Genomic DNA, 15,469 nt, shown 5'->3' with positions numbered 1-15,469 from the left:
GTCCTTCCTGTTCAGATCAGCCCCAGCGGCGCCAGCGTGGCCTCCGCCGTGGTCCGCCACGCCCTGCGCAGCGTTTCATTGTCGGTGCGGCGCAGGCCCATGGCCTGCAGCCGGTCAAACCGGTCCGACTGCGCGGGCCCGAACGTGTCCGCCACCCGGGGCAGCCAGTAGGCGACCGAGGCGCGCGCCTCGGCGGTGGCGCCGATGCGCTCCAGCCCCTCCAGCCCCAGTTCCATGTGCCGCCGCTCGCGCGGGAGGATGTCGCGCAGCACTTCGGCCAGCGGCTGATAGGAACAGCGCGCCAGATCCTCCAGCACCTCCAGCGTGGCCTGCCCCATCAGCACGTTCATCACCACCGCGTCGGTCCAGCCGGTCAGCGGCGCGTGGAACACCGACAGCCGCATGTCGCCGCCCCGGCGCCGTGCCTCTGGCGCCGCGTCGCGCGGGCCGCGCGCGGCCCAGTCATGCGCCTGTTCGTAAAGCGCCTTGTCGGTGCCGAAGGCCTGCATCAGATCCAGCACCCGTTCGGCGTGATCGGCCTTTTCCAGCGTGATGCGGCTGGCGGCGATGCGCGCCTTGATGCCGGGCGCCCAGTTGATGGCCCCGGCAAAGCCCGCCGATCCGGCAAGCTGGCTGTCGACAAACGAGGCCATGAGCCGCAGCACCTCGCCCCGGTAGCGCGGCGGCACGTTTTCCGGCGAGGTCAGCTTGCCGCCCTGCGCCAGATAATCCGCCAGCGCCATGTGATCCGCGTCATTCGTCATAGCTGAGCACCACCCGGTCCGACAGCGGCACGCACTGGCAGGACAGCACATAGCCCGCGCGCACCTCGTAATCCTCCAGCGCGTGGTTGACCTGCATCTCCACCTCGCCGTCCAGCACCTTGGCGCGGCAGGTGGAACAGACCCCCGCCTTGCAGGAATAGGGCGCGTCCATGTGGTTCTGCAGCGCCGCATCCAGCAGCGCCGTGCCGTCCTTGGGCATCCGGAAGCTGCGCGTGGCCCCGTCCAGCGTCACCGACACCTCGCAGCTGTTGCCCGCCGTGGCGGCCTGCCGCGACACGGCCCGCGCCTTGGCCCGGCCCGGCTGGGACGAGGCGAAAAGCTCGAACTTGATCTGATCCTCGGCCAGACCCTGCTGGCGCAAGCTTTCGGCGATGGTCAGCATCATCGGCTCCGGCCCGCAGATGAAGGCGGTGTCCACCGTGGCGGCATCGATCCACAGCCGGAACAGCATCGCCATCTTCTCCGCGTCGATCCGCCCGGTGAACAGGTCGATCTCCTGCCCCTCGCTTTCAAGGATATGGATGACCGACAGCCGCCCCAGATAGCTGTTCTTCAGATCCTCCAGCTCCTCGCGGAACATGATGGAGGCCACCTGCCGGTTGGCATAGACCAGCGTGAAGCTGGACTGCGGTTCGCGCGCCAGCACGGTCTTGATGATCGACAGCAGCGGCGTGATGCCCGACCCGCCCGCAAACCCCAGATAGCTGCGCGCGCGGCCCGGATCGAGCGGGGTGTGGAACCGGCCCTGCGGCGGCATCGCCTCCAGCATGTCGCCGGGGCGCAGGCCCTCGTTGGCCCATGTGGAAAAGGCGCCGCCCTCCACCCGCTTGATCCCGACCCGCAGGCAGCCCTCGTCGCGCCCCGCGCAGATCGAATAGGACCGGCGCAGTTCCTCGCCGTCAAAGGCCCGGCGGAAGGTCAGATACTGCCCTTGGGTAAAATCGAACTGCGCGGCATCCTCGGGGCGCGGGCGCAGCGTGACCACCACCGCGTCGCGGGTGTCGCGGCGGATCTCTGTCACCTCTAGGGGATGGAAACGGGGCATGTCAGACCTCCTCCTGTCCGGATGCGGGGCGTGCGGCGGCGGGCAAGGCCCGTCGGGGGTTTCATCGGGCTAAGCCCGTCAGTGGCATTTGAAATAGTCGAAGGGTTCAAGGCAGTCGCGGCAGCGCCACGCCGCCTTGCAGGGGGTGGAACCGAACTGGCTGACGCGCTCGGTCTGCGCCGACCCGCAGCGCGGACAGGCGATGACCAGATTGCTGCCCCCGGCGAGCCGCGCCGCCCGGCCCGAGCGGCCATCCGGGGCGGTGCCGTCCACCGGCGGGGCGATGCCATAGGCGGTCAGTTTCGCGCGGCCCGCCTCGGTCAGCCAGTCGGTGGTCCATGGCGGCGAGAGACGCCGCTCCAGCCGCACCCGCACCACGCCGCGCGCCTGCAGATGGGTCTCGATCGCGAGATCAATGACCGCCGTGGCCGGACAGCCGGAATAGGTCGGCGTCACCGCCACCACCAGCGTATCGCCCTCCCAGCGCAGATCGCGCACGATGCCCAGATCGGTGACAGAGATCACCGGGATCTCGGGGTCGGGCACCTCTGCCAGCCAGTCCCAGATCTGCGCGTCGGTCGGGGTCATCGCACTACCAGCTTGCGCCGGGATAGGCGCGTTGCAGGAACTGCATCTGGGCAAGGATGTAGCCCAGATGTTCGGTATGCCGCCCCTGCTTGCCCCCGTGCTGCGCGTCGAAGCGGCGGTCGGGCACCTGCAGCGTCGCCTCGGCCAGCACCTCGGTGACGGTGCGCTGCCAGAGCGGCAGCAGAGCGGCGGGATCGGGCGCGATGCCCGCCTCCGTCACCGCCCGGTCGATGGCATCGCCCGCGAACATCTCGCCGGTATAGGGCCAGAGATAGTCCAGCGCCGCCTGCATCCGCTCATGGCTCTGTTCGGTGCCGTCACCCAGCCGCACCACCAGATCCGAGGAGCGTTCCAGATGGTAGGACACTTCTTTCACCGCCTTGGCGGCGATCTCGGCCACGCGCGGGCTGGTGGAGTTGCCCAGCGCGGTCAGCATCTCGAAATGCCATGCGTCGAACAGGAAACCCCGCATCAGCGTCTGGCCGATGTCGCCATTGGGCAGTTCCACCAGCTTCACGTTGCGGAATTTCATCGCGTCGCGCAGAAAGGCCAGATCATCGGCGCTGCGGCCCTGCGCCTCGACCTCGGCGGCCAGCCCCAGCCAAAGCTGCGTCTGCCCGATGAAATCCAGCGCGGTATTGGCCAGCGCGATGTCCTCTTCCAGCACCGGGCCATGGCCGCACCATTCCGACAGGCGGTGGCCAAGGATCAGGGTGCTGTCGCCCATCCGGCACAGCCAGTCGAAAAAGGCGGGCTTCAGCGCCACATCCTCCAGATGCGGATCGGCAGTCTGGCCAGAGGCGGCGCGGCGGGCCAGATCCGCCACTTCGGGGATCATCACATCGGGCAGCGACGGCATCACATATGCCCCACGTCTTCGGGAATGTCGTAGAAGGTCGGGTGGCGGTAGACCTTGCTTTCGGCGGGATCGAACAGCGGCCCCTTGTCCGAGGGCGCCGAGGCGGTGATCTGCGCCGAGGGCACCACCCAGATCGACACGCCTTCCTTGCGGCGGGTATAGACGTCGCGCGCGTTGTTGATCGCCATTTCCGCATCCGGCGCGTGCAGGCTGCCCACATGGCGGTGGTTCAGCCCGTGCTGGCCCCGGATGAAGATCTCCCAAAGCGGCCATTCTTTTCTGGACATGTCAGACGCTCCTTACTCTGCGGCCACGCGCGCGGCGGCGCGGCGGGCGGCGGCTTTTTCGGCATAGGCGCTGAGCCCGTCGCGGAACCAAGCCCCCCGATCCCAGGCGCTGCGCCGCGCCTCCAGCCGTTCCTCGTTGCAGGGGCCGTTGCCCTTGATGACCTCGAAGAACTCGTCCCAGTCGGGTTCGGCAAAATCGTAATGCCCGCGCGCCTCGTTCCAGCGCAGCGTCTCGTCGGGCACGGTCAGGCCCAGAAATTCGGCCTGCGGCACCGTCTCGTCGACAAATTTCTGCCGCAGCTCGTCATTGGTGTTCATCTTGATCTTCCACGCCATCGACTGCGCGGAATGCACCGAATCCTTGTCGGAGGGCCCGAACATCATCAGCGCCGGGAACCAGAAGCGGTTGAAGGCATCCTGCGCCATCTCGCGCTGCTCCGGCGTGCCCTGCGCCATCTTCATCATGATCGCATAGCCCTGCCGCTGGTGGAAACTTTCCTCCTTGCAGATGCGGATCATCGCGCGGCTGTAAGGCCCGTAAGAGGTGCGCTGCAGCGGCACCTGATTCATGATCGCGGCCCCGTCCACCAGCCAGCCGACAGCGCCCATATCGGCCCATGTCAGCGTCGGGTAATTGAAGATGGAGCTGTATTTCATCGCGCCGGAATGCAGCTTTTCCATCAGCTCGTCGCGGCTGACCCCCAGCGTTTCGGCGGCGGAGTACAGGTAAAGCCCGTGCCCCGCCTCGTCCTGCACCTTGGCCAGCAGGATCGCCTTGCGTTCCAGCGTCGGCGCGCGGGTGACCCAGTTGCCTTCGGGCAGCTGGCCCACGATTTCGGAATGGGCATGCTGGCCGATCTGGCGGATCAGCGTCTTGCGGTAGCCTTCGGGCATCCATTCCTTCGGCTCGATCTTTTCGCCGCGGTCGATCCGCTCCTGAAAGGCGCGCTCCTCGGGCGTCATGTCCTCGAGGGATTTCATGCCTTCGGATTTTACCATCTGTGCATACATCGTCGTGCCTCCGGTTGCGTCAGCTGCGTTCAAGGATAAGGGCAATGCCCTGCCCCACGCCCACACACATGGTGCAGAGCGCGTAGCGGCCGCCGGTGCGGTGCAGCTGGCGGGTGGCGGACAGCACCACCCGGGCGCCGGACATGCCCAAGGGATGGCCCAGCGCGATGGCGCCGCCCTGCGCGTTCACATGCGGCGCGTCATCGGGCAGGCCCAGATCGCGCAGCACCGCCAGCCCCTGCGCGGCAAAGGCCTCGTTCAGTTCGATCACGTCCATCTGGTCCAGCGTCAGACCGGCGCGGGCCAGCACCCGGCGCGTGGCGGGCACCGGACCAATGCCCATGACGCGCGGCGCCACACCGGCGGCGGCCATGGCGACGATGCGCGCCTGCGGGGTCAGGCCATGCTGCCGCGCCGCCGCTTCGGACGCGACGATCACCGCCGCCGCCCCGTCATTGACGCCGCTGGCATTGCCCGCCGTCACGCTCAGGTCAGGCCCGTTCACGCCGCGCAGCTTGGCCAGCTGCTCCGCCGTGGTGCCGGGGCGCGGATGCTCGTCGGTGTCCACCACCAGCGGCTCGCCCTTGCGCTGCGGAATCTGGACCGGCACGATTTCCTCGGCAAAAAGCCCGCGCTCCTGCGCCGCCTGCCAGCGCGCCTGCGACCGGGCGGCAAAGGCGTCCTGATCCTCGCGGCTGATGCCATAATCTGCGGCGACGTTATCCGCCGTCTCGGGCATGGAATGGGTGCCGAAGAGCTTGTCCAGCTTCGGGTTCTTGAACCGCCAGCCGATGGTGGTGTCGTAAATTTCCGCGTTGCGGGAAAAGGCCGTCATGGCCTTGGCCATCACGAAAGGCGCGCGGCTCATGCTTTCGACCCCGCCCGCCAGCAGCAGATCGGCATCCCCCGCGCGGATGGTGCGCGCGGCAAGCCCGATCGCATCCATGCCCGACCCGCAAAGCCGGTTGACCGTGGTGCCCGGCACTTCCTGCGGCAGACCCGCCAGCAGGGCCGCCATGCGCGCGACGTTGCGGTTGTCCTCCCCTGCCTGATTGGCGCAGCCAAGGATCACATCCTCGACCTGCGCCCAGTCCACCGACGGGTTGCGCGCCATCAGCGCGGCCAGCGGCAGGGCGGCCAGATCATCGGCGCGGATGCCCGAGAGCGCGCCACCATAGCGTCCGATGGGCGTGCGCACGGCATCGCAGATGAAAGCGTCGGTCATGGGATCCTCCTCGCGTCGCGCGGCGGGTGCCTCCATATTCACCGACCGCTCGGTCATGGACATAGCGCCGAAAGCGTCACACGCAAAGAGAAAAGATGGAAAGGACGTGATGCTTTGGCGGAGCAACCAGAGGCGGCCAGCAAAATCAGTCGCTTGGCCGCGCCGCCTCGCGCCGCAGCCGGTCCAGCCGCAGGTCGGTGGCGGCGGTGGCCTGCGGCAGCAGCCCGTCGGGATCAAGGAATCGGCTGCCGATGCAGGCATCCGCCGCCTCGGCCAGCGTCAGATACAGCGTGACGAACAGCCGCCGCGCCGCGGGCCCCGGCCAGTCGGCGGGCAGCGCCGCCTGCGGCAGACGCGGATCGGCCAGCGCCGCCAGCCGGTAATCGTGCACCAGCCGCAGCCGCAGCGCCAGCGCGCGCACCGCATCGGGCGGATCGCTGCGGCACTGGTCCAGCAGCGGCGCGAACCGCGCGACAAAGGCGGCATAGGCGGTGCCCACCTCCGCCACCGGCCAGAGCGCGGCGGCAAGCCCGGGCAGGTCCGCCACCCCCGACACCACGTCGGCAGACCAGACCAGCCCCGCCGGGCGCGGCATGTCGCTGCGGTTGGGGGCCAGCGCCACCCCGCCCAGCGGTGCCCAGCCGGGCGCGGGCGGCTGGTCTGCCGGGGCCAGCAGCCAGCCCTGCGGCGCGGGCGGCGGGGTGTAAAGCACCTGCGCGGCGGCACCGAATTCGGCGCGCGCGGCGGCGGCCAGCCGGTAATGGCTGCGTCGCCCGATGCGTTCGCCCTCCAGCCGTCCGGCGCTGACCAGCCGCGACACGGCGGTGCGCACAAGGCTTTCGCTGATGCCGTGCCCGGCGCAACAGTCGATCAGCGTGCCCATCCACAGCCGCCCGCCGCGCGGCTCCACCACATCGCCATAAAGCGTGACGATGAAGGCGGAGGCGCGCGGCGGATCCTCCGCCAGCGGGTCCGGAAGGACGGTCAGGGCGGGGGCAAGCATGTCTGGCGGCATAAGTCCTCGGTCGGCAAAAGCGGCACGCCACTATCCCACAAACGCGGCGGGCTGTCAGGTCTGAACCGGCTCAGCCGTCCAGCGTCTTGTCGGAGGCATCGGCCCGCCCGGCGGTCCAGTAGCCCGAGGCTTTCATCCATGTCTTGGGATGGCCCCGCGCCAGCAGCGCGTCACGCAGCGCCCGCGCCACGCCCGCCTCGGCGGCCAGCCAGACATAACACCGCGCTGGCAGGTCGATACCGGCCAGCGCCGCCAGCAGCGGCCCGGGATCAGCGGCGGCGGACAGCGGACGGTGCACCCAGATCCCGCGCCAGTCGGCGGCGGTTGACAGCGCCTGTTCATCCGCCTTCCCCGGCACCGCCACTAGGCTGGTGACGGCAGTCCCCGCAGGCAGATCCTCGATCCGGCGCCCGATGGCGGGAAGTGCCGTTTCATCGCCGATCAGCAGCCAGTGGGCGATGTCGCCCTCCACCACGGCAGAGCCGCGCGGCCCCGCCACGGTCACGCTGTCGCCCACCCGCAGATCCCGGGCGAAATCGGCGGCAGGACCGCCGGGATGGTCGACAAAATCCAGCACCAGTTCATGAAGCGCGGGGTCAAAGCGGCGGGGGGTGTAATCGCGGCGCGCCTCCTCCGGCCCGGCCTGCGGGAGGATGACCTTGAGGTGATCATCCGCGCCAAGGCTGACAAAATCCGCCAGATCGGCGCCGGTCAGGGTCAGGCGGATCATGTGCGGGCTCAGCTGCACGGTGTCGGCCACGGTCAGGCTGCGGCGGCGCAGCTCGTGCCGGATGCGGCGGATCTGCGGCGGCGCATCCTCGGCGGCGGCGGGGGTGCTGTCCGGGTCGGTGTCGAAAATTCTGGTCACGTCCTGTCCTTTGATACGGCCATGGGCAAAGCGCGCCCTCCGCAGCGGCCAAAGCCGGTGCGGGTCTGCGCGTGGAGGACGTCACCACATGCGATGGCCCGGTGGCGCCTGCCCCGGGCTATAGTTGAATAAATTAGTCAGGAATGAAAAGTCACGCTTGCGTGAGGGGCAGGCCAGTCACGGCCCGCCCCCGCCGGGTCAGCTGCGGCAGGTGCGCAGGCCGATCAGCGTGTAAAGCGGGCAGTTGCCCGCAAGCGAGGTCACAAGAAAGACTGCGGCCACCGCAACCGCCAGCCACATCCACAGGCCGGTGCCCAGCACCGCCGTGCCAAAGGCCAGATAGAGCAGCCCCAGCGCCACGATGGTCCGCAGCGCGCGGTCAAGTTTTCCCATGTTTCGGGTCATGTCATCCTCCGGGGGATCAAGGGTCATGGCCCCTTGTGCCACGGAACCCGCCCGCCGGACGGTGACCATGTCACCAAGCCGGGGCTAGCGCGTGCCGCCCCGCGCAAGCTGCCGCAGCGCCTCCGGATCGGCCAGCCGCACCGCGCCACGCGCCTGCGCGATCCAGCCCCGGCGGTGAAATTCGGCCAGCGTGCGCGTGATCACCTCGCGCGCGGTGCCAAGCTCATGGGCCAGCACCTGATGCGTGGCCTGCACCTGACCGCTGTCATCGGCCAGCGCCAGCAGCCGCGCCGCCAGCCGCACATCCATGCGCTGCGACAGGATGTCGTCGATCAGCGCGAACAGATCCGCGATGCGCCGGGCGTAGGCGTGGAAGACCAGCCTGCGGAATGCCGCAGATCCGGCGATGATCGCCTCGAACCCGGCGCGGGGGATCGCCACGGCGGTCACTTCGGTTTCGGTGATGGCTTCGGCGGTATAGGCCTCGGAGGAGAGCAGGCAGGCGGTGGTCAGGATGCAGCTTTCCCCGGCATGCACGCGATACAGAAAGACCTCGCGCCCGGTTTCGGTCTGCTGCTGCACCCGCACCGTGCCCGTCCGCAGCAGGAAGAAGGTCTGCGCCTCCTGCCCGGGGGCAAAGACCGTGCGGCCTGCGGGCAGGTGCATCGGGTGGGCGCTGCGCCGCAGCAGCGCCTGTTCGTCTGCGGGCAGATCGCGCAGCCCGTCAAAATGCGTGGTCCAGTCCTCGGTCATGCGCTGCCCCCTGCCCCGGCCCGCCCCAGCGGTAGCGCAGGCGGGCCGGGTGACGCAAGCCAGCGGTCCCTAATCGGGGAGGCAGATTTGCCCTGCGCGTGCCGCGCGCAGCGTGCGCCAGAGCAGGCCCGCGATGGTGACGGCCAGCACCGCCAGCAGCCCCTGCCCCAGCAGATGGTGCAGCCCCGATCCGGTCAGCGCGGCGAAGCGGAAGCTGGCCGTGGTCAGTGCCGCCAGCGGAAAGGACAGCGCCCAGAAGGACAGCGCGAAGGGCAGCCGCAGCAGCGCGGGGATCTGCAGCGCCACCAGCGCGGCAAAGAAGTAGCCCAGATTGAGCAGAAGCCGCGCCACGGCATCCACCTCTCCGCCCAGTTGCAGCCATGCCAGATGCGCGACGGCAGGCGGCGCCACAAGGATCACCAGCGTCGGGCGCAGCTTGCCCGGCAGCGGATCGTGAAAGATCAGCCGGTTGAACACCAGCGTCAGCAGCACCAGCCAGAAGATCAGCCCGACCGAAAAGAAATACCAGCTGAGTTCCACAAACCCCAGCCCCACCCCCGCCAGCGGCGCCACGACATTGCCCACCGCCGGGATGAACCATGCGGGCGACAGGTGCTGCGGGCCAAAGGCGCGGTGCGAGATCCATGCCGACACCACCACCAGCGTCAGCACCGCCTGCGCCCCCGCCCCCAGCAGCCAGACCGGCCGCGCCAGCAGCGGCGCGTTGGGGCCAAGGAATGCCGCCAGCAGCAGCAGCGAAATGCTGATGGCAGGAAAGAAGGCCAGCTTCACCGGATGCGCCCAGTCCGCCGCCAGGGCTGCGGGATGCCGCATCGCCTTGACGGCGAGCACCGCGCCCAGCCCCAGCAGCACCGCCAGCGCGCCCCAGCCGGTGATCTGGCCCGCGCCCTCCAGCCCGGCGGCGCGCAGCGCCAGCGCAAAGCCGAAAAGCCCCATGGGGATGGCAAAGGCGCTGACCGGGAAATGCGCCAGCGACGCGGCGGGCGGGGGGGGCGGCTGTGTCTTGGGCGGTCATCAGGAACGGTCCTTCTGCGGTCTGGGGGAATGCCCGTCCGCGGCGGACGGGGCATCGGGGCGGTCATCGGGCAGTCTTCGTCGCGGGCACGGGCGTTATTGCGGGCAGGCCCCCCCGCCCACCGAGCCACAGCTTTGCCCGCAGGGCAATGCGGCGGCACAGCATGTGGCCAAGGGTCGGGCCCGCCCGCATCTTCGTCAGGCAGAGCGACAGTGCCCTGCCGCCCTCCTGCCCGATGCCGCGCCGCCTGTCTGTGATCTGGGTCACACTGGGGGCCGTTCACGCAAGCGTCACTGTGCCGGGCGGCTTGGGGCACTAGGTTCCGGGGCGTCATCCAACTCCGGACCGACACGGACCCCGAACCAAAGGAGCCCGATCATGGCCCATCTTTCCCGCCTTCCCCTTGTTGCCCTGCTGGCCGCCTGCGGCCCCGCCTCGGCACAGGATTTCAACGCCGAGCCGCCCAACGCTCCCGACCAGTCCCCCGCCTTCGAGGCCCAGACCCGCGCCCCGGTGCTGGATGAGGGCATGACCCTGAGCCATGAGGTGGTGGTGGACGGGCTGGTGCACCCCTGGGGCATGGACCAGCTGCCCGACGGGCGCTGGCTGGTGACCGAACGGCCCGGGCGGCTGCGCATCGTGGCCGAGGATGGCACGCTGTCCGATCCGGTGCAGGGTCTGCCCGAGGTGGACACCCGCCGTCAGGGCGGGCTGCTGGACGTTGCCATCAATGACTCGACCTTTGCCGACACCCGCCGCGTCTGGTGGAGCTATGCCGAACCGCGCGACGGCGGCACCACCGGCACCGCCGTGGCCACCGGCATCCTGTCGGAGGATGGCAGCCAGATGACCGAGGTCGAGGTGATCTTCCAGCAGGATCCGGCATGGGAGTCGACCATGCATTATGGCTCGCGGCTGGTCTTTGACGGCGAAGGCGCGCTGTTTGTCACCACCGGCGAACGGTCGCTGCCCGAACCCCGGCAGCTGGCGCAGGATGTGGACACCCATTTGGGCAAGGTGCTGCGCCTTGATCCCATGGGCGGTGCCGCAGAGGGCAATCCGCAGATCGAGGGCGGCCTGCCCGAGATCTGGAGCTATGGCCACCGCAACCTGCAATCCGCAGCCCTTGGCCAGGATGGTGCGCTCTGGACCGTGGAACACGGTCCCAAGGGCGGCGACGAGCTGAACCGCCCCGAGGCCGGGCTGAACTATGGCTGGCCGGTTGTCACTTACGGTCTGGATTATTCCGGCGGCCCCATCGGCGAAGGCCGGACCGAGGCCGAGGGCATGGAGCAGCCGATCTATTACTGGGATCCGGTGATCGCGCCCTCCGGCATGGTGTTCTATGACGGCGAGATGTTCCCCGACTGGCAGGGCAGCGCCCTGATCGGCGGGCTGGCCAGCCAGTCGCTGGTGCGGCTGACGCTGGAAGACGGTCAGGTCAGCGGCGAAGGCCGCTATCTGCAGGGCGAAGGCCGGGTGCGCGATGTCGACGTGGCCCAGCAGGATGGCGCGGTGATGCTGCTGATGGATGCCGATGACGGCACGCTGCTGCGCGTGACGCCCTAAGCTTGCGGCGCGGTGGTCCGCCAGCGGGCCACCATCCGCGCCAGCCCCTCCTCCAGACCCACGCGCGGCGCCCAGTCCAGCAGGTCACGGGCGCGGGTGATGTCGAGCACGCTGGATTTCACCTCCATCTGCGACGGCGCGTGGCGCAGGCTCAGGCGGCGGCTCGTCGCCGCCTCCAGCCGCGGGATCAGGTCGATCAGGGCGGTGCCCGTGCCGCTGCCAAGGTTCAGCCTTGTGATCCGGCTTTCGGGCGGGCGCAGGCAGACCCGTTCCACCGCGCGCAGGAAATCCGACATGTGCAGGTAATCGCGCAGCCCGGTGCCGCCGCCATAGACGGTGAACTCTGCCCCGCTCTCCGCCGCATCCATCAGCAGCCGCATCACCCCCCGGTCACGCCGGGGCAGATCGCCGCCATAGGGATTGGCGACACGCAGGAGGGTCAGGCGGAAACCGTGCTGCGCCGCCAGAAACAGCAGCGCGTTTTCCACCATCAGCTTCTGCAGGGCATAGACCCCCTTGGGCTGCGGCTCGCGTGGCTCGGGGATCGGCAGATCGTCGCTGTCGCCATAGACGGCAGCGGAGGAGAGATAGACCAGATGCCCGCGCCAGCCCCGCGCCAGCAGCGCCTCGGCAAAGCCGGTCTGCGGCAGCACCTCGCGTGTGACCAGATCGCCCACGCCCTCGATATGCGCCCGCGCATCCGAAAGACCGGCGCAATGCACAATCGTCGCCGCCTCCTCGCCGGGCTCCAGCCAGTCCGCCGCCAGCACATCCGCCACCCGCCGATGCGCGGCCCCCGGCACGGGCGCGGGCAGCGCGCTGCGCGAGATGCCGGTGACGGGGCCAAGCCGTGCCAGATGGCACAGGATTTCAAAGCCCAGAACCCCCGCGCAGCCGGTGACATGGATCATGACCGTTCCTTTCGCCTCAGACCGTCATCGTCGCCTGCACGGCGCGTTGCCACGCGGCATATCTCGCCTCGCGCGTGGCACTGTCCATGGCGGGGGTGAACTGCCGGTCCAGCGCCCAGCCCTTGGCGAACTCCTCCGGCCCCGGATAAAGCTCGGCGCGCTGCCCGGCAAGCCACGCCGCCCCCATCGCGGTGGTTTCCAGCACCTGCGGACGGTCCACCGGCGCGCCAAGGATGTCTGACAGGAACTGCATCGCCCATTCGCTGGCGCTCATGCCGCCATCAACGCGCAGCGTCGCCACCGAACTGTCGATGCCCGCCCAGTCGGCGCGCATCGCCTCCACCAGATCGCGGGTCTGGTAGCCCACGCTTTCCAGCGCGGCGCGGGCAAATTCCGCAGGCCCCGAATTGCGGGTCAGACCGTAAACCGCGCCCCGGCATTCGGCGTTCCAGTAAGGCGCGCCCAGCCCGGTGAAGGCAGGCACGAGGATCACCTGCTGCCCGTCATCGGCACGCTCCGCCAGCCCCTGCGTGTCCGACGCCTGCCGGATAAGCCCCAGCCCGTCGCGCAGCCACTGCACCACCGCGCCCGCGATGAAGATCGACCCCTCCAGCGCATAGGTGGTCTGCCCGTCGAGCCGGTAGGCGATGGTCGACAGCAGCCGATGCTGCGAGGTCACCCGCTCCGTCCCGGTGTTGAGCAGCGCAAAACACCCCGTGCCATAGGTGGATTTCAGCATGCCGGGCGCAAAACAGGCCTGCCCCAGCGTCGCCGCCTGCTGGTCCCCCGCCACGCCAAGGATCGGCAGCGGACGCCCGAACAGATCAGGCCGCGTCGTGCCGAATTCGGCGCCGCAATCCAGCACCTCGGGCAGCATCTCCTTCGGGATGTCGAGCATGTCGCACATCTCGGGCGACCACGCATTGCGGCTGATGTCGTAAAGCATGGTGCGGGCGGCATTGGTGGCATCGGTGACATGGCGCGCGCCGCCGGTCAGTTTCCAGATCAGCCAGCTGTCCACCGTGCCAAAGGCCAGCTCGCCCCGCCGCGCCCTTTCCCGCGCGCCCTCCACATGATCGAGGATCCATGCCAGTTTCGTGCCCGAAAAATACGGGTCAAGCAGCAGGCCGGTGATCTCGGTCACGCGCGCCTCCTGCCCTTCGTCGCGCAGGCGGCGGCACAGATCGGCGGTGCGCCGGTCCTGCCAGACGATGGCGCGGTGGATGGGCTGGCCGGTCTTGCGGTCCCAGACCACCGTGGTCTCGCGCTGGTTGGTGATGCCGATGGCCACCACATCCTCGGGCCCCGCCCCGGCCTTTTCCAGCGCCGCCCGGCAGGTGCCCGCCGTCGAGGACCACAGATCGGCGGCCTCATGCTCCACCCAGCCCGACTGCGGGAAATGCTGCGGAAATTCCTCCTGCGCCTGTGCCGCGACCCGCAGGTCGGCGTCGAACAGGATCGCCCGGCTGGAGGTGGTGCCCTGGTCAATGGCAAGAATGTAGCGCGTCATGGTGACCTCCCCTCTGAAAATTCCGGCCACACGGGCCGGACCGGTCTAGGGTAAGGCATGAGGCGCGGCTGTCCACAGCCATGGCGCACCGCCCGCAGCCCCGGCGATCTGACGATCCGCTGGACGCGCCGGGTCGCGGTCGCTGGCCGCTGATACGTGGGGCGCTGGTGATGTGCCTTTGAGCGAGGAAAGTGAAGCCAATGAGGTGGAACCCCGTGATGGCAAAGCCGTCAAACGCACACTGACCACCACGACCAACGTCCTCTACACCTCAGCCCAGCAGACCGCCGATTGGGGCGCACCATCGGCCCCGGCCAATCCCTCGCCCTCCGCCTCTACCAGCTCTCAGCCCTGATCGTCCGGGGCGCTGGGCGATCCGTCACGCTCAGCTTCTGAAAGCAGGATCATGTCCGAAATGTCGATCGCACTGTCTGCACCCTGCCCGAAGGCAGCAGAAAGCTGCGCATTGCGATCAACGGATTCGGGCAGCCCCCGTTCCGGCCAAAGGTCGGCAGAGCCATGGGCATCATCTCGCCCTTCTTGTCGCCCGAAGCGCTGGTTCAATTGACCAAGGGCCTTGACCCCTCCGAATGCTGGTTGCTGAGCCGGGCCGAGGAACTGGCGCCGATGCCGCCTGACGTGCTGGCCCGCTTCGGGCAGGTCATGGTTCTGGACGATCTGGCTGAAACCGAAGATGGCGAGGAGGCATCCGCGGCTCTTGGCCTTCATGCCAAGGTCTTTGTGACCGAACGCTACCCGAGGTCTGAGTCGACCACGGACCTGACCGTCGGATCGGGCAACGCCACGGCGGCCCCCCCTGCTGAACGGCAGCAATGTTGAGGTGCTTGCCACCCTTTCCGGCTCCTCGCGCCGGATGGGCTGCGTTGCCGATCATGTTTCGCCAGAACGGCTGGGCCGGTTCCTTCGGCCGTGGCAGGCCCCGGCAGCGCTGCCCGCCCCTGATCTGACCTTAGCGGCAGAGGCGCGCCTTGATGCGATGCGCAAGGCACTGGCGGCGGCTGACCTGACCTTGCGCTGCACTCCGGCCGAAGACGGGCGGATCGGCCTGACCCTGACCGCTCGCGGCACCGTTGGCCTCCCCGCCATCTTGCGGGCTGAACTTTGGCCACTGACCCTTGGCCCGAACCATTCTTTGACCCTGAAGGCGGAGCTTGGGCGGACCGGCCTGCACCTTGGCCAGTTCGCCCTCGCCGATGTGACGCGCTGGCTGGGACTTCGCCTCACCGATCTGGAAACCGGGGCCGAACTGGTCTTCACCCTGGGCACCATGAGCTGCTGCCGGTTTCGTGGACACGAAGATAAGATCGTGACCCATGAACTGGAGAGTGGATATGACGAGACGGAAGTTCAGCCGCGAGTTCAAGATCGAGGCCGTGAGGCTGGTGACGGATCGGGGTGTGGCCGTGGCGCAGGCCGCCCGTGACCTCGATGTGGCGGAGAGCGTGTTGCGCCGCTGGATGCGGGAGCTGACCGCAACCCCTGCTGTTGCCTTTCCCGGGAACGGGCAGTTGCGCGCTGATCTGGCCGAGATTTCATCCTTGAAGAAAGAGGTCGCCCGGCTCAGGGCGGAGCGTGACATCC

The 15,469-nt window shown here is 68.8% G+C and carries 18 protein-coding genes and 1 pseudogene; 4 read left to right on the top strand and 15 right to left on the bottom strand.

The window, feature by feature from the left end:
- Nucleotides 1-11: 11 nt before the first annotated feature.
- The 12 genes from BLR51_RS19795 to BLR51_RS19740 form a co-directional block, all read right to left on the bottom strand.
- Nucleotides 12-764 (bottom strand): Phenylacetic acid catabolic protein, encoded by a 753-nt coding sequence (locus BLR51_RS19795; protein WP_089850237.1) that lies wholly within the window; start codon nt 762-764, stop codon nt 12-14.
- Nucleotides 754-1,830, bottom strand: a complete 1,077-nt coding sequence (gene paaE, locus BLR51_RS19790) for a 1,2-phenylacetyl-CoA epoxidase subunit PaaE (protein WP_089850235.1) — start codon at nt 1,828-1,830, stop codon at nt 754-756. The genes BLR51_RS19795 and paaE overlap by 11 nt, the downstream gene beginning before the upstream one ends.
- A gap of 78 nt (nt 1,831-1,908) precedes the next feature.
- Nucleotides 1,909-2,418 (bottom strand): 1,2-phenylacetyl-CoA epoxidase subunit PaaD, encoded by a 510-nt coding sequence (gene paaD, locus BLR51_RS19785; protein WP_089850233.1) that lies wholly within the window; start codon nt 2,416-2,418, stop codon nt 1,909-1,911.
- Nucleotides 2,419-2,422: 4 nt separating this feature from the next.
- Nucleotides 2,423-3,277, bottom strand: a complete 855-nt coding sequence (gene paaC, locus BLR51_RS19780; RefSeq protein ID WP_089850231.1) for a 1,2-phenylacetyl-CoA epoxidase subunit PaaC — start codon at nt 3,275-3,277, stop codon at nt 2,423-2,425.
- Entirely contained in the window at nt 3,277-3,564 is a 288-nt protein-coding gene (gene paaB / locus BLR51_RS19775; protein ID WP_089850229.1) for a 1,2-phenylacetyl-CoA epoxidase subunit PaaB, read from the bottom strand. Before paaB ends, paaC begins: the two co-directional genes overlap by 1 nt.
- 12 nt (nt 3,565-3,576) lie before the next feature.
- A complete protein-coding gene (paaA, locus tag BLR51_RS19770; protein WP_089850227.1) occupies nt 3,577-4,575 on the bottom strand; it encodes a 1,2-phenylacetyl-CoA epoxidase subunit PaaA in 999 nt (332 codons plus the stop codon).
- A 19-nt stretch (nt 4,576-4,594) separates the two neighbouring features.
- Complete coding sequence (pcaF, locus tag BLR51_RS19765; RefSeq protein ID WP_089850225.1) at nt 4,595-5,800, bottom strand: 3-oxoadipyl-CoA thiolase; 1,206 nt, start codon at nt 5,798-5,800, stop codon at nt 4,595-4,597.
- A 145-nt stretch (nt 5,801-5,945) separates the two neighbouring features.
- Nucleotides 5,946-6,803: a PaaX family transcriptional regulator gene (locus BLR51_RS19760; protein WP_089850223.1), complete on the bottom strand. Its 858-nt coding sequence runs from the start codon at nt 6,801-6,803 to the stop codon at nt 5,946-5,948.
- An 82-nt stretch (nt 6,804-6,885) separates the two neighbouring features.
- Nucleotides 6,886-7,683: a siderophore-interacting protein gene (locus tag BLR51_RS19755; protein ID WP_242656790.1), complete on the bottom strand. Its 798-nt coding sequence runs from the start codon at nt 7,681-7,683 to the stop codon at nt 6,886-6,888.
- A gap of 198 nt (nt 7,684-7,881) precedes the next feature.
- The gene (locus BLR51_RS19750) at nt 7,882-8,088 is read right to left on the bottom strand and encodes a YgaP family membrane protein (protein ID WP_089850373.1); all 207 of its coding nucleotides are present in this window, start codon (nt 8,086-8,088) and stop codon (nt 7,882-7,884) included.
- A gap of 84 nt (nt 8,089-8,172) precedes the next feature.
- Nucleotides 8,173-8,841 (bottom strand): Crp/Fnr family transcriptional regulator, encoded by a 669-nt coding sequence (locus BLR51_RS19745; RefSeq protein WP_089850222.1) that lies wholly within the window; start codon nt 8,839-8,841, stop codon nt 8,173-8,175.
- A gap of 69 nt (nt 8,842-8,910) precedes the next feature.
- On the bottom strand, nt 8,911-9,834 hold the full coding sequence (locus BLR51_RS19740; RefSeq protein ID WP_278184867.1) for an SLAC1 anion channel family protein: 924 nt from the start codon (nt 9,832-9,834) through the stop codon (nt 8,911-8,913).
- A 421-nt stretch (nt 9,835-10,255) separates the two neighbouring features.
- On the opposite strand from BLR51_RS19740, the gene BLR51_RS19735 reads away from it, so the two are divergent.
- On the top strand, nt 10,256-11,446 hold the full coding sequence (locus BLR51_RS19735) for a PQQ-dependent sugar dehydrogenase (protein WP_089850218.1): 1,191 nt from the start codon (nt 10,256-10,258) through the stop codon (nt 11,444-11,446).
- On the opposite strand, the gene BLR51_RS19730 is transcribed toward BLR51_RS19735, so the two are convergent.
- Together BLR51_RS19730 and glpK are read right to left on the bottom strand one after the other, a co-directional pair.
- Nucleotides 11,443-12,357: an NAD-dependent epimerase/dehydratase family protein gene (locus BLR51_RS19730; RefSeq protein ID WP_089850216.1), complete on the bottom strand. Its 915-nt coding sequence runs from the start codon at nt 12,355-12,357 to the stop codon at nt 11,443-11,445. The two genes, BLR51_RS19735 and BLR51_RS19730, sit on opposite strands and share 4 nt — an antisense overlap.
- 16 nt (nt 12,358-12,373) lie before the next feature.
- Nucleotides 12,374-13,867, bottom strand: coding sequence for a glycerol kinase GlpK (glpK, locus tag BLR51_RS19725; RefSeq protein ID WP_089850214.1), 1,494 nt, complete (start codon nt 13,865-13,867; stop codon nt 12,374-12,376).
- Between the two features lie 75 nt (nt 13,868-13,942).
- Between glpK and BLR51_RS28660 the strand changes: the two are divergent.
- Nucleotides 13,943-14,263 (top strand): annotated as a pseudogene (locus BLR51_RS28660) (hypothetical protein); the annotation flags it as partial.
- Here the strand turns inward: BLR51_RS28660 and BLR51_RS27825 are convergent.
- Complete coding sequence (locus BLR51_RS27825) at nt 14,213-14,596, bottom strand: hypothetical protein (protein WP_165616886.1); 384 nt, start codon at nt 14,594-14,596, stop codon at nt 14,213-14,215. The pseudogene BLR51_RS28660 and the gene BLR51_RS27825 sit on opposite strands and share 51 nt — an antisense overlap.
- A gap of 112 nt (nt 14,597-14,708) precedes the next feature.
- On the opposite strand from BLR51_RS27825, the gene BLR51_RS27480 reads away from it, so the two are divergent.
- Together BLR51_RS27480 and BLR51_RS19705 are read left to right on the top strand one after the other, a co-directional pair.
- Nucleotides 14,709-15,311 (top strand): hypothetical protein, encoded by a 603-nt coding sequence (locus tag BLR51_RS27480; protein WP_131821845.1) that lies wholly within the window; start codon nt 14,709-14,711, stop codon nt 15,309-15,311.
- Nucleotides 15,220-15,469, top strand: a 250-nt coding sequence (locus BLR51_RS19705) for a transposase (RefSeq protein WP_242656789.1), incomplete at its 3' end; no start/stop codon positions are given. The genes BLR51_RS27480 and BLR51_RS19705, both read left to right, overlap by 92 nt.

The organism is Salipiger marinus (assembly GCF_900100085.1).
Classification (GTDB): domain Bacteria; phylum Pseudomonadota; class Alphaproteobacteria; order Rhodobacterales; family Rhodobacteraceae; genus Salipiger; species Salipiger marinus.
The sequence above is the reverse complement of the archived record's forward strand: the minus strand, read 5'-3'. Positions and strand labels throughout refer to the sequence as shown.

Coding starts and splice junctions, on each gene's coding strand:
- paaD (WP_089850233.1), bottom strand. CDS start 2,418: ATGACCCCGACCGACGCGCAGATCTGGGACTGGCTGGCAGAGGTGCCC.
- glpK (WP_089850214.1), bottom strand. CDS start 13,867: ATGACGCGCTACATTCTTGCCATTGACCAGGGCACCACCTCCAGCCGG.
- pcaF (WP_089850225.1), bottom strand. CDS start 5,800: ATGACCGACGCTTTCATCTGCGATGCCGTGCGCACGCCCATCGGACGC.
- BLR51_RS19795 (WP_089850237.1), bottom strand. CDS start 764: ATGACGAATGACGCGGATCACATGGCGCTGGCGGATTATCTGGCGCAG.
- BLR51_RS19745 (WP_089850222.1), bottom strand. CDS start 8,841: ATGACCGAGGACTGGACCACGCATTTTGACGGGCTGCGCGATCTGCCC.
- paaB (WP_089850229.1), bottom strand. CDS start 3,564: ATGTCCAGAAAAGAATGGCCGCTTTGGGAGATCTTCATCCGGGGCCAG.
- paaC (WP_089850231.1), bottom strand. CDS start 3,277: ATGCCGTCGCTGCCCGATGTGATGATCCCCGAAGTGGCGGATCTGGCC.
- BLR51_RS19750 (WP_089850373.1), bottom strand. CDS start 8,088: ATGACCCGAAACATGGGAAAACTTGACCGCGCGCTGCGGACCATCGTG.
- paaE (WP_089850235.1), bottom strand. CDS start 1,830: ATGCCCCGTTTCCATCCCCTAGAGGTGACAGAGATCCGCCGCGACACC.
- BLR51_RS19760 (WP_089850223.1), bottom strand. CDS start 6,803: ATGCTTGCCCCCGCCCTGACCGTCCTTCCGGACCCGCTGGCGGAGGAT.
- BLR51_RS27825 (WP_165616886.1), bottom strand. CDS start 14,596: ATGAAGGCCAAGAGCCGCGGATGCCTCCTCGCCATCTTCGGTTTCAGC.
- paaA (WP_089850227.1), bottom strand. CDS start 4,575: ATGTATGCACAGATGGTAAAATCCGAAGGCATGAAATCCCTCGAGGAC.
- BLR51_RS19735 (WP_089850218.1), top strand. CDS start 10,256: ATGGCCCATCTTTCCCGCCTTCCCCTTGTTGCCCTGCTGGCCGCCTGC.
- BLR51_RS19730 (WP_089850216.1), bottom strand. CDS start 12,357: ATGATCCATGTCACCGGCTGCGCGGGGGTTCTGGGCTTTGAAATCCTG.